This window comes from Ancylobacter sp. (assembly GCF_965249975.1).
In the GTDB taxonomy this organism is placed as follows: Bacteria; Pseudomonadota; Alphaproteobacteria; order Rhizobiales; family Xanthobacteraceae; genus Ancylobacter.
On sequence record NZ_CBDFNE010000012.1, the window covers coordinates 1 to 10888 of the forward strand.

General features: G+C 69.8%; 14 protein-coding genes. 5 read left to right on the top strand and 9 right to left on the bottom strand.

Annotated elements, in window-relative coordinates:
• The coding region (locus ACP2AH_RS10425; protein WP_425105742.1) for a S9 family peptidase at positions 1-2050 on the bottom strand (2050 nt) is incomplete at its 3' end.
• Positions 2047-2484 carry a peptide-methionine (R)-S-oxide reductase MsrB gene (gene msrB / locus ACP2AH_RS10430; RefSeq protein WP_425105743.1) on the bottom strand — a complete coding sequence of 146 codons (438 nt, stop codon included), beginning with the start codon at positions 2482-2484 and terminating at the stop codon, positions 2047-2049. The genes ACP2AH_RS10425 and msrB, both read right to left, overlap by 4 nt.
• 366 nt (positions 2485-2850) lie before the next feature.
• Between msrB and ACP2AH_RS10435 the strand changes: the two genes are divergently transcribed.
• Positions 2851-3273 carry a MucR family transcriptional regulator gene (locus ACP2AH_RS10435; RefSeq protein ID WP_244377917.1) on the top strand — a complete coding sequence of 141 codons (423 nt, stop codon included), beginning with the start codon at positions 2851-2853 and terminating at the stop codon, positions 3271-3273.
• A 37-nt stretch (positions 3274-3310) separates the two neighbouring features.
• On the opposite strand, the gene ACP2AH_RS10440 is transcribed toward ACP2AH_RS10435, so the two are convergent.
• Positions 3311-3628 (bottom strand): hypothetical protein, encoded by a 318-nt coding sequence (locus ACP2AH_RS10440; RefSeq protein ID WP_425105744.1) that lies wholly within the window; start codon positions 3626-3628, stop codon positions 3311-3313.
• Positions 3629-3822: 194 nt separating this feature from the next.
• On the opposite strand from ACP2AH_RS10440, the gene ACP2AH_RS10445 reads away from it, so the two are divergent.
• Both ACP2AH_RS10445 and ACP2AH_RS10450 read left to right on the top strand, forming a co-directional pair.
• Positions 3823-4200, top strand: coding sequence for a helix-turn-helix domain-containing protein (locus ACP2AH_RS10445; protein WP_425105745.1), 378 nt, complete (start codon positions 3823-3825; stop codon positions 4198-4200).
• Entirely contained in the window at positions 4193-4738 is a 546-nt protein-coding gene (locus ACP2AH_RS10450; RefSeq protein WP_425105746.1) for a DUF6456 domain-containing protein, read from the top strand. The genes ACP2AH_RS10445 and ACP2AH_RS10450 overlap by 8 nt, the downstream gene beginning before the upstream one ends.
• Here ACP2AH_RS10450 and ACP2AH_RS10455 read toward each other — a convergent pair.
• Together ACP2AH_RS10455 and ACP2AH_RS10460 are read right to left on the bottom strand one after the other, a co-directional pair.
• The gene (locus ACP2AH_RS10455; RefSeq protein ID WP_425105747.1) at positions 4735-5169 is read right to left on the bottom strand and encodes a SufE family protein; all 435 of its coding nucleotides are present in this window, start codon (positions 5167-5169) and stop codon (positions 4735-4737) included. The two genes, ACP2AH_RS10450 and ACP2AH_RS10455, sit on opposite strands and share 4 nt — an antisense overlap.
• A 71-nt stretch (positions 5170-5240) precedes the next feature.
• The gene (locus ACP2AH_RS10460; protein ID WP_425105748.1) at positions 5241-5783 is read right to left on the bottom strand and encodes a DUF5330 domain-containing protein; all 543 of its coding nucleotides are present in this window, start codon (positions 5781-5783) and stop codon (positions 5241-5243) included.
• Positions 5784-5984: 201 nt separating this feature from the next.
• Here ACP2AH_RS10460 and ACP2AH_RS10465 point away from each other — a divergent pair, with 201 nt between their 5' ends.
• Entirely contained in the window at positions 5985-6653 is a 669-nt protein-coding gene (locus tag ACP2AH_RS10465) for a peptidoglycan-binding domain-containing protein (RefSeq protein ID WP_425105749.1), read from the top strand.
• A 6-nt stretch (positions 6654-6659) separates the two neighbouring features.
• Positions 6660-7007 carry a DUF1491 family protein gene (locus tag ACP2AH_RS10470; RefSeq protein ID WP_244377906.1) on the top strand — a complete coding sequence of 116 codons (348 nt, stop codon included), beginning with the start codon at positions 6660-6662 and terminating at the stop codon, positions 7005-7007.
• A gap of 23 nt (positions 7008-7030) precedes the next feature.
• Here ACP2AH_RS10470 and ACP2AH_RS10475 read toward each other — a convergent pair whose 3' ends face one another.
• From ACP2AH_RS10475 to ACP2AH_RS10490, 4 genes are all read right to left on the bottom strand, one after another.
• On the bottom strand, positions 7031-8128 hold the full coding sequence (locus tag ACP2AH_RS10475) for a DUF2336 domain-containing protein (protein ID WP_425105750.1): 1098 nt from the start codon (positions 8126-8128) through the stop codon (positions 7031-7033).
• A gap of 338 nt (positions 8129-8466) precedes the next feature.
• On the bottom strand, positions 8467-9012 hold the full coding sequence (locus tag ACP2AH_RS10480) for a DUF1254 domain-containing protein (protein ID WP_425105751.1): 546 nt from the start codon (positions 9010-9012) through the stop codon (positions 8467-8469).
• A 10-nt stretch (positions 9013-9022) separates the two neighbouring features.
• Complete coding sequence (locus tag ACP2AH_RS10485; protein ID WP_425105752.1) at positions 9023-9613, bottom strand: DUF1214 domain-containing protein; 591 nt, start codon at positions 9611-9613, stop codon at positions 9023-9025.
• Between the two features lie 72 nt (positions 9614-9685).
• A partial coding sequence (locus ACP2AH_RS10490) for a transglycosylase domain-containing protein (protein WP_425105753.1) occupies positions 9686-10888 on the bottom strand: 1203 nt, incomplete at its 5' end.

A 10888-nucleotide genomic window follows, 5' to 3' on the forward strand; every position in this document is an offset into this window, starting at 1 on the left:
GCCGGTCGAACCGGCCGGACGCGCCGCCATGGCCGGCTTCCATATTGGTGCGCAGCAGCAGGGGGCGCCGGTCGGTCTTGGTCGCCCGCAGCTTCGCCACCCATTTCGCCGGTTCCCAATAGGTCACGCGCGGGTCGGTAAGTCCCGCCAGGGCGAAGAGGGCGGGGTAGTCCTGCGCCGTCACATTGTCATAGGGCGAATAGGCGCGGATGGTGGCGAAGGCCTCGGCATCGGTGATCGGGTTGCCCCATTCCGGCCATTCCGGCGGGGTGAGCGGCAGCGTGTCGTCGAGCATGGTGTTGAGCACGTCGACGAAAGGCACCTCGGCCACGATGCCGGCGAACAGGTCGGGCCGCATATTCGCCACCGCCCCCATCAGCATGCCGCCGGCCGAGCCGCCATGGGCGACGATGCGGTCCGGCGCCACGATCTTCTCGGCGATCAGGTGTTCGCCGGCGGCGATGAAATCGGTGAAGCTGTTCGTCTTCTTCGCCAGCTTCCCCTCGCGGTACCAGCGCCAGCCCTTCTCCGTGCCGCCGCGTATATGGGCGATGGCGAAGACGAAGCCGCGATCCACCAGCGACAGGCGCGAGACGGAGAAGCTGGCCGGCATGGAGACGCCGTAAGCGCCATAGCCATAGAGCAGGCACGGGGCGCTGCCGTCGAGCGGCGTGTCGGCGGCGTAGAGCAGCGACACCGGCACAAGCTCGCCATCCGCCGCCGGCGCCATCAGCCGCCTTGTGACATAGCGCTTCGGGTCATGGCCGGAGGGCACCTCCTGGCGCTTGCGCAGCACGCGGGCGCGGCTCGCCACATCGTAATCCCACACCTCGGAAGGGGTGGTCATGGAGGAATAGGTGAAGCGGATTTCGGTCTTGTCGAAGCCGAAGCCCGGATCGAAGCCAAGCGAATAGGCCTCCTCGGCGAAGGCGACGGCATGTTCGGCGCCGTCCGCCAGCGCGCGGATGACGAGCCGGGGTAGCCCATCCTCCCGTTCCAGCCGGATGAGATGGCCACGCAGCACGCATACCGACAGCAGCAGGCGGCCGGGCTTGTGCGGAACCAGATCGCGCCAGTGGGCGCGGCCGGGCGTGCCGAGCGGCGCGGCGACGATCTTGAAATCCTCGGCGCCGTCGGCATTGGTCTCGATGATCAGGCTCTCGACCCCGTCGAGCGCGGGATGGTGCTCGACGCCATAGCGCAGGCCGGCCTCGCGCGGCTCGACAAGCACGGGGGCGTCAAGCGGAGCGTCGAGGTCGAGGAGCCAGACTTCGCTGGTGTCGTGGTCGCCGCAGGAGATGAGGCCGAAGCGGCGCGATTGGGTGTGGCCGAGCGAGACGAAGAAGCCCTTGTCCGGCTCCTCATAGACCAGCACATCCTCGGCAGGGTCGGTGCCGAGCCGATGGCGGTAGACGAAGCTCGGGCGATGCTCGGCGTCGCGGCGGATGTAGAAGAGATAGGCGCCATCCGCGCTCCACAGCACGTCGCCGGTGGTCTCGGTGACGCGATCGGGCAGGTCGGTGCCGACGTCGATGTCGCGGATGCGCAGCGTGTAATATTCCGAGCCCGCCTCGTCGGCGGTCCAGGCATAGAGGCGGTGGTCGGGTGACTGCCGGGCGTCGCCGAACTGGAAATAGGCCTTGCCTTCCGCCAGCGCGTCGCCGTCGAGCAGCACGGTTTCCCCGGCGATGGCGCCGGCCGGGCGGCGGCAGATGAGCGGATGCTGGCCGCCTTCGCGGAAGCGGGTGAAATAGGCGAACGGACCATCGGCGGACGGCACCGAGGCGTCGTCCTCCTTGATGCGGCCGCGCATTTCCGCCACCAGCTGGCGCCGCAATTCGGCATGGGGTGCGAGCCACGCCTCGGCGCCGGCGTTCTCGGCCTCCAGCCACTCGCGAATGTCGGGGGCGAGCAGGGCGGGGTCGCGCATCACCTCGCGCCAGTTCTCCGCCCGGAGCCAGGCATAGGGGTCGCTCAGCGTCTGCCCGTGGAACGAGCGGACCAGCGGCGCGTGGGTGGAAGCGGGCCGTGCGGCGGTGTCGGTGCTCACGCCGGCTTTCCTTCGCGCGCCACGTCATCGGCCTCGAAGGCAAGGGCGACACCGTTGATGCAGAAGCGCTGGCGGGTCGGGGGCGGGCCGTCGGGGAAAACATGGCCGAGATGGGCGTCGCAGCTGGCGCACCGCACCTCGACCCGGTGCATGCCGTAGGAATGGTCGTGATAGGCGCTGACCGCCTCTTCATCGACCGGCTGGAAGAAGCTCGGCCAGCCCGTGCCCGATTCGAATTTGGCGTTGGAGCGGAACAGCGGCGCCTCGCAGCACACGCAGCGGTAGACGCCCGGCTCCTTCTGCGCGAGGTGCGGGCCGCTGAAGGCGCACTCGGTGCCGTGGCCGCGCGTGACGCGATACTGCTCCGGCGTGAGCTGGGCACGCCACTCCGCGTCCGACTTCACCACGCGGGGACGGCGAGAGATCTGGTCCATGGGAAAATCCTTGAGGTTTTCCGATGAGATAATCGCTGTGGCGTGCAGCGGCAAGTGTTCTCGCCCTTCACGAAGTTTTGCCCGCCCGATCGCCGGCGGGCTCGGCGCGTCGCCGCGCGCTTACGCTTTGACTGAGCTTGCGACAGGTGGGTGACAGCCTCCGTGGTGTTCCGCATTGCACGCGGCATTGCGCCCCGGCTGCTCGAAAAACCTTGTCGCCGACCGTTTTCAAGTTTATCTGTGTCCTTGTGGTTGCCTGTCGCGCGAATACGTCAAAAAATGACGTATTTTGACGTACAACTATCGTCGTTGTGCCGCGATCGGGGACTGCACGAGAATTCTGCAACTTGAATTGAAGAATGTATCATGAGCGATATCAACGACGCCGACAGCTATATCGAACTCGCCGCCGATATCGTCTCGGCGTATGTGAGCAATAATGCGGTCTCGGCCAATGAACTTGTCACCCTCCTTGCGGAAGTGCACGGTGCTCTGCAGCGCGTGAACAAGGGCGAGGTGGAGACGGTGGTTGAGCCGCTGAAGCCCGCCGTGCCGCCGAAGAAGTCCGTGATGCCCGATTACATCGTGTGTCTGGAGGACGGCAAGAAGTTCAAATCGCTCAAGCGGCATCTGCGCACGCAGTACAACCTCACCCCCGAGGCGTATCGCGAGAAGTGGGGCCTGCCGGCCGACTACCCCATGGTTGCACCCAATTACGCCGCCGCCCGTTCGGCACTGGCGAAGGAAATGGGCCTCGGCCAGCAGCGCCGGCGCAGCACGGCGGGCTGAACCCCGCCGTCGGAGTCCGAATCGACGTGAAAGGCCGTCACCCCGGGTGGCGGCCTTTTTCGTTGCGGGCGAGGGCGGAGGGCCGGGGCGGCGTCTCCAGCTCCGCGAGCAGCCGCGCCAAGGCGGCGTGGCGGGCGGCATCATAGCCGAGGCCCGAGCCGGCCGCGCGTCGCTCGGCGCGCAGCAGGCGCCGCAGCACCGTGCGGCATTCCTCGGTGGCACGCCCGAGAAAGGGCCGTAGCGCCGCGGCCTGGCGGGCGATGACGGCGTCACGCTCCTCGCAGCGCGCGGCGCGGATGCGGCGGCCGGCGGCGGGGCGGTTTGATTCAAGGGGCTGGGACAGGTGGGGGCGCATAGTGAACCTCGCTCTACCAGGGCGAGTATCGCCGGTGGCGGAAGGGTGCGGATAAAAATCCTATGACCTTTCGCCGCTCCTTCTCCGCCTCACAGCCTGACCAGACAGATCCGTTCGCATTGTATGTTCATCTTTTGTTCTTGTCAGGCGGCGAGTCCGATAATAGGCTTTAATTCCTTGATCGGAGATGTCCCATGCCTGTGCCCCCTGCCTTCCCGCCTTCCGTGCGGCCGACCGCCGAGCCGTGTCTGCTCGCGGCCCGGCTCGCCGCGGATGCCACCGCCATTCCGCTGCCGCTCGTGCTGCATCCGCGCCGGCTGGATCGCCGCTGCGCCTCCGCCCGCGCGCTGGCCATGTATCTCGCCCATGTCGGGCTTGGCCTGTCGATGAGTCGCGTGGCGTCCGGTTTCGGCCGGCACCGTTCCACTGTCGCCCATGCCTGCCGCCGCATCGAGGAGCGGCGCGAGAGCGCCGGCTGGGACCGCTGGGTCGCGGCGCTGGAAGAGGATGCGCGGCGCCTGTCGTCCCCCGCGGGCGCCGGCGCGCAACCGGCGGGAGGCACCCATGGCTGAGCGTCATATCGACCATATCGAGGTGGAGATCGACGGTGTGCGCCGCGCCGTCGCCGTCGATCTCGACGAAAGCCCGCTCGGCTGGCTGGCCCGTCGGCGCGGGCGTGACGGCCGCAGCTTCATCGCGCCGGTCCAGCTCATTGCCGGGGAGCGGCTGCGTGCGGACTTCACCCGTGCCGGCATGGCGCCGCGCCTCACCGCCAATTGGGACGCGGTGACGCGCACTGACCGCGCCGGCGGTGGCGCCGGGCTCAACGCCTCCGAGGCCATGCTCGCCGCCCGCCAGCGCGTAGGACGGGCGATGGAGGCGGTGGGGCCGGAATTCTCCGGCCTGCTGGTCGATGTCTGCTGCTTCCTGAAAGGTCTGGAGCAGGTGGAGCAGGAACGCCTCTGGCCCGCGCGCACCGCCAAAGTTGTGCTGGCGCTGGGGCTCGACCGGCTGGCCCGGCACTATGGGCTCAGCGCAGCTGCGCAGGGGCCAGCGCGCGCCCGTACCCGCGCCTGGAGGGCACCGGAGCCACCGGCCGGCAAGGATTAGGCGGCCGCGCCTTCCAGCGCCGCGCGGGCGTCGGCGCGGATGCGCTCGACCATGGAGCGCAGCCCGTTGGAGCGCTGGGGCGTCAGATGGTCCTTGAGGCCGATGCGTGCGAACACGGCGCCGGGATCCGCCGCGAGAATGTCGCGGGCGGTGCGGTCCGAATAGAAGGCGAGCAGGATGGCGACGAGGCCGCGCACGATATGGGCATCCGAATCGCCGTGAAAGGCGAGGCGGAGATCGTCCGCGCCGCCGGCGGGCGCGCTCACCAGCCACACCTGGCTGGCACAGCCCTGAACCTTGAACTGGTCGCTGCGCTGCTCCTCCGGAAAGGGCGGCAGAGCGCGCCCCAGCTCGATGAGGTAGCGGTAGCGGTCGTCCCAATTATCGAGGAGCTCGAAGTCCTCGATGATGCTGTCGATCTTGGATGTCATCACGCGCCTCTCCGGCCGCATATAGGAGCGCGGGGCGGCCGAACGCAATGCGCGCGGGGCCGCTTTGCCGCTCAGGCGGGGCGTTTCGGCGGCAGCGGCACCCCGCCGGATGTCCCGCCAGACGCGGCGGGGGCGGCGGGAGCCGCGCTCGGCGGGGTCGCCGCCGGGGCCGGGCTGGCGGCGCCGGTCCGCTCCGCCGGGGCCATGCCGGCCGGGGGACGCGGGCCCTGCCAGGCCGGGCTGAGATCGTGGGTGGTCAGCGTATCGCCGGCCCGTCCGCCATTGGCGCGGGCGGCCGCCTTGCGCTTTTCCTCCACGATCTGGTCGGAGAGATAGCTCAGCGCGAAGCGGGCGCCGGCCTCGGCCCGCTCGCCGATCAGCTGGATCAGGCTGGCACCGATGGCGCAGGCCTGCGGCTGGCGGCCACAGAAGCCACCCGCATCCGCCGCCGCCGCGCTGGCGGCCGAGAGCGCATCGAAGGCGTTGACCTTCGGGTCGCCGTTGGTCGCCGCCGGTCCGGTGGACGGCGCGTGCGAGGCCGGCCCGCCGACCACGGCGGGCAGCAGCAGGAAAACGACGGTGAGCCAGAAACCGATGCGCAGAAGAAAAAACATGGGCGGTCTCGCGGGAGTCTCATGCGGGAGGATAAAGGCTCCGGGTTGCCCAAGCTGTGTCGAAAAACCGCGAAATTGCGGCTTCGTGGAAAGCCGATGTTAAGCACGCGGCGGGCTTTTAGGGTTCGCTTAAGCCCCGCATGGCACTGTCTCCCCACAGCGCCGCGTGTCCTTCGATTCGGATTTCCAGAACACGGTTCCATGCCCCGTTCCTATGCCAGCGATCTTCTGGTGGACGATATCGACCTCCACGGCGAGCGCGTCGCGGGGCGCCCCTACCGGCAGGGGCGGCGGCGCTCCGACCTGTTCATGCTCGTTCTCGCCGCCGGTGCCAGTGCCGCCGTGCTGTTCAACGCGCTGGCGCTGCAGCAGGGCCGGCCGGGAACCGCCAGCCGGGGCGCGACGGCCGCGCCCGATATCCGCCAGGTCAATACGCCGCGCCCCACCTCAACGTCGCCGGCCGTGACACCCGCCGCACCGCCGGCCGCTTCCGTCGCCGCTCCTGCCGCGCCGATGCCGCTCGACGCCGCGCCCGCCCCGGTGGCGACGCCGGTGCCCCCGGCCAAGCCGGCCGCGCCGCGCGCCGCGCCGGCCGCTGCCCCCGCCGCGCTGATGGCGGAGAAGGCCGCCGCGTCCCCCGCCGACCTGCTGCCGCCGGGCGACGTGCCGGTATCGCCGCGCGTGATGGACATTCAGAAGGCGCTGGCGCGTCTGGGCTATGGTCCGATCCGCATTGACGGCATTTTCGGCGCCGCCACCGAGGAGGCGATCCAGCGCTTCGAGCGCGACCGCCGGCTGCCGGTGACGGGCCAGATGTCCGACCGGGTGATCCGCGAACTGACCGCCGTCTCCGGCTTCACCATCCGGTAAGGTGCCATGCGGCTGAAAAGCGGGATCTTCGTTTCCGCCCTGCTGCGCCGGGCAAATGGCGCCGGCGCCTTCGCGGCCGTGCGCCGGCGCGGGGCGGAAGAGGCGGGCGCGGTGTTCGTCATCGTCGCGACGCAGGATGGCAAGGCCGCGCTCTACGGCCCGGCGCTGCCCTCGCTCGACGCCGCGCCGTCAGAGGAGGGCGTGCGGCTCTTCACCCCGCTCGTGCCACCCGGCAGCCCGGAGAGCGAGGCGGAGGCGCGTATGGCGCGTGAGGCGCGCTATGATTCGGATCTCTGGCTGGTGGAGATCGAGGACCGCGCCGGGCGCTGCTTCCTCGATCTGGCGGCCGACTGAGCGGCTCAGCTTTTCAGCCCATCTCAGCTCTTGCGCTGGCGGCTTTCGGCCGAGGCGGTGGCCGCTGCGGCGGCATAAGGCGCGTTGAAGCTGCGCATGGACGGCGCCTCTTCCGCGCGCTCGCGCTGCGGGCGCCTTCCGGGGCGCCATGAGGCGATCAGATGCTGGGCGCTGGCGAGGGGCAGCTCGTCAAACATTTCCGCCAGCCGCGCCATCTCGCCGGCCGAGCGGCCGGCCACCGGGTGCAGCCGGAACAGCACGCGGGAGAGGATGGCGAAGGACAGGCCGAGGGCGCGGGCGACTACCGCCAGCGCCTGTCCGGTCTCGTCGGCGATGATGCGCGCGGCATTCTCCGGCGTGACATGGAGCGCGCGTTCCATGAGCGATGCGAGGGCGCGCGCATCCTTGGCCTTGGCGGCGTCGAGCAGTTCGTCGATGAAACCGGGCGCCGCTGCCGCCGGCCGTTCGGACAGGGCCAGCGGCGGCAGGGTGACGAGCCGGGCGATGAGGCCGGCGCGCTCCTCCGGCCCGGCGAGGAAGAATTCCGGCACCGGCAGCGAGGCCGGCTCCGTGGCGGGCGCTTCCACCGACGCGGCCTGTGGGGGCACGGCGGGGCGTTCTTCGGCAAGGGGGGCGGGCATTTCCGCCGCCACTTCGCGCGCGTCCTCTGGCGGAGAGACATGGCTGCGGCGATGGGTCAGCTCGGCGAGGCGCTTGGCGAGGGCCGGGGTCACTTCGCGCCGCGCGGCCATGGCGGCGAGGTGGGCGGTGCCGAGCTGCTCGGCCAGTTCGCTGAGATCCTTTTCCCCCAGCACCGGCGACAGGCGCAGGATCGGCCCGGCCAGCGACAGCGGCCCTGCCGCGAGGTGGCGGGCGAGCGCGCGCGGCAGCGCGGGATGGGTGGCAAGCTCGCGCACATGGCGCGCCGCCACTGCGAGATCGACGCCTTCGATCAGGCGGATGGCGAGCGTGGTGAAGCGGGCCTCCGCCGCTTCGCCGGGCACTGGCTGCCGCAGGAATTCGCGCACCAGCAGACGCAACATCGCCGGCCGCGTGTCCTGGAACGGGCGGCGCGCCGTGTCGTGCGCAGGTGTGGGGCCGGAACCGGAAAGAGAGGGCATGGCAGGCGGACAGCTCGCATGTGGCACGTCGCGCCGACCCGAACGGGGGCGCGAAACCAAATTAGCCCGTGAACGTTAGAAAGCCGTTAACCATGCTTGTTCCGTACTGGACCCATGCCGTTTGGCGGGACAGGGGAGGGCGCGATGGGTGCCTTAGTGCCGTTTCCGACAGTGAAGGCGCAGCAGCCGCGCGTGACGCCGCAGGGCCGGCCGGCGGGCCTGAAAGGGCCCTCCGACACGCCGGCAAAGGTGATCATTCTTCCCGTGGTGCAATATGTCCGGCCCCCGGCGCCGGCGGCCGTAGGCGCCGCCTGCGAGCCACGCTGAAGCCACCTGATTCAGGCCGCCGGCGCGCAATTGGCCAGCTGCATGCGCGCGCGGACCTCGTCGCGGGCGCTGCGCTCGCGCACCAGCGCGCGGATGAGCACGATGCCCTCCTCGCTGGGCGATTCGACGATCAGCCGGTCGGCGGCGGTCACTTCGTCGTCTTCCGGCAGCGCCGCGCGCTGCTTGGCGTTCATCAGATCCAGCTCGATGATGGAACGGCCGGCCGAACGGTCATTGATGGCATAAAAGGGCAGGCCGTAGCGGGTGTAGAACGACACCGAGGTGTAGTCTTCGGTTGTCGGCACCCGCACCTTCAGCGGCCCCCCGGCGAGATCGTAAAGGCAGACCGCCGAGATGAAGGCCGGATCGGTGGATGGCAGAACCGCGCCGAGGTCGGAGGGATCCTCGACCGGCACCACTTCGTTCGGACCCGCGATTGCCGCCAAGCGCGCATAGGCGTCGCGTTCGGCGAGATAGGGCAGCACCAGCACGGCGCCAAGATGCACGATGAGGCCGAGCACGAGGCCGGCCAGGGCGGCGAGAATGAAACGGCTCATCGGCGCGGGCTCATGAGCTGCGCTCCCAGGGGCAGTGCTCGGTGACGATGCGGGGCATTTCGGGAGCGTCGCTGGTGCGGTTGGCGAGGCCGACCGCCGTGTCGTAGAGGCGGAAGGCGAGGGTGACGCGGTCGCGGGCCCCGGTGGGCAGCCAGTTGCCGGCGCGCGCCCGTGGCCCCAGCACCACGTCGAGCGTGCCGTCGCGATTCCACACCACCTCCGCGCTGGTGAAGCCGCCGCGCTCGGCGGCATTGTCGATCAGCCTTCCCTGCGCGTCGGTAAGCGTGAGAGTCCAGAAGCGCGCCTGCGGCAGGCTGCCCGAGATGCGGATGTCGCAGCGCCCGTCGAGGGCGCGGCCAGCGGAATCGGTGGCGGCGACGAAGGCGATGCCGTCCGCCAGTTCCAGCGGCAGTTCGCCGGCGCGGGCGAGGGCGGCGCGGGCATAGGGGTCGGCGGTCTCGGTGCCGGCGCGCGGCCAGGTCTCCCACGGGCCCGAGCGCACCAGCCCCGGCCCATAGCCATTGACCGTGGTGACCCAGGTCAGGCCGAGCCCTACGACGGCGCCGATGGCCAGGATCAGGAGGAACAGCAGGGAGCGCACAGGCGGAAGCTCTCCGGTGGAGCGGGGCGCCCATGGATGGGCGCTTGCGGCGGGAAGGTCAATCGCGACGGGTCAGTTGCTTCCCACGAGGCTGGTGCCGGGCGAAGCGGCGGCGCTCGGCCGGGGCGGGGGCGCGGCCGCCGCCTCGCCGAGGCGGGCGGAAAGGTCCATCAGCCGCGCCGCCGAGGCCGGCGACAGCGTCACCGGACGCTGCACGCCGTCGATCTGCAGCGCCGAGGCCTGCGCCGCCGCGCCGTCGAGCACCGGGGCGGGCTGGTTGCCGAGGCCGGGCGTCGGCTTCATCTCGATGCCCTGATGGGCGAAGGCCATCACCTTCTGCCAGGTCATCGCCGGCAGCGAGCCGCCGGTCATCTTGCGGGTGGACTGGTAGTCGTCATTGCCGAACCAGATGGCGCCGACATAATTGCCGGTGAAACCGACGAACCAGGCGTCGCGATAGGCATTGGTGGTGCCGGTTTTGCCCGAGACCTTGGTGCCGGGAATCATGGCGCGCCTGCCCGTGCCGTTTTCCACCACGCTGTTCAGCATCGGGTTGATCATGGCGATGATGTCCGGCGGAATCAGTTCCTTCGGCGTCGGGCCGTTCTGGGCGAAGCTCCATACGGGGTCGCCATTGGGCGTGCGCATCTCGACCACGGCATGCGCGTCGACGGAATAGCCGCCATTGGCAAAGACGGAATAGGCGGTGGCCATGTCCACCACCGTCACCTCGGCGGCGCCGAGCGGCAGGGCGCGCGTGATTTTTAGTTCGGTCTTGAGGCCCATGGAATGGGCGAGATCGACGATGCGCCCGCGGCCGATATTCTCGGCCAGCTTCACCGCCACCGTGTTCAGCGAGCGGGTGAGGGCGTTGATGAGGGTAATGGAGCCGGCATAGGAGCGGCCGTAATTCTGCGGGCACCAATTACCGATGCAGATCGGCCCGTCGACGACGATGGTGCTGGGCTTGTACTTGCCCGTCATCAGCGCCGCCGTGTAGACGAAGGGCTTGAAGGACGAGCCGGGCTGGCGCAGCGCGTCGGTGGCGCGGTTGAACTGGCTTTCGCCATAATCCCGCCCGCCGACCATCGCCCGCACCGCCCCGTTCGGCTCCATCACCACCATGGCCGACTGCTTCGCACCATAGTCCTTGCCGAACTGGCGCAGGCTGTCGCGGATGGCGGTGTCGGCGGCCTTCTGGATGTTGGGATCGAGCGCCGTGCGGACGATGAAGGACCGCTCGGCATAGGTCTTGGGCAGCGTCTCGACGATCTG

Excerpts from the sequence above, each read along its gene's own strand:
- msrB (WP_425105743.1), bottom strand. The coding sequence starts at position 2,484 with ATGGACCAGATCTCTCGCCGTCCCCGCGTGGTGAAGTCGGACGCGGAG.
- ACP2AH_RS10435 (WP_244377917.1), top strand. The coding sequence starts at position 2,851 with ATGAGCGATATCAACGACGCCGACAGCTATATCGAACTCGCCGCCGAT.
- ACP2AH_RS10440 (WP_425105744.1), bottom strand. The coding sequence starts at position 3,628 with ATGCGCCCCCACCTGTCCCAGCCCCTTGAATCAAACCGCCCCGCCGCC.
- ACP2AH_RS10445 (WP_425105745.1), top strand. The coding sequence starts at position 3,823 with ATGCCTGTGCCCCCTGCCTTCCCGCCTTCCGTGCGGCCGACCGCCGAG.
- ACP2AH_RS10450 (WP_425105746.1), top strand. The coding sequence starts at position 4,193 with ATGGCTGAGCGTCATATCGACCATATCGAGGTGGAGATCGACGGTGTG.
- ACP2AH_RS10455 (WP_425105747.1), bottom strand. The coding sequence starts at position 5,169 with ATGACATCCAAGATCGACAGCATCATCGAGGACTTCGAGCTCCTCGAT.
- ACP2AH_RS10460 (WP_425105748.1), bottom strand. The coding sequence starts at position 5,783 with ATGTTTTTTCTTCTGCGCATCGGTTTCTGGCTCACCGTCGTTTTCCTG.
- ACP2AH_RS10465 (WP_425105749.1), top strand. The coding sequence starts at position 5,985 with ATGCCCCGTTCCTATGCCAGCGATCTTCTGGTGGACGATATCGACCTC.
- ACP2AH_RS10470 (WP_244377906.1), top strand. The coding sequence starts at position 6,660 with ATGCGGCTGAAAAGCGGGATCTTCGTTTCCGCCCTGCTGCGCCGGGCA.
- ACP2AH_RS10475 (WP_425105750.1), bottom strand. The coding sequence starts at position 8,128 with ATGCCCTCTCTTTCCGGTTCCGGCCCCACACCTGCGCACGACACGGCG.
- ACP2AH_RS10480 (WP_425105751.1), bottom strand. The coding sequence starts at position 9,012 with ATGAGCCGTTTCATTCTCGCCGCCCTGGCCGGCCTCGTGCTCGGCCTC.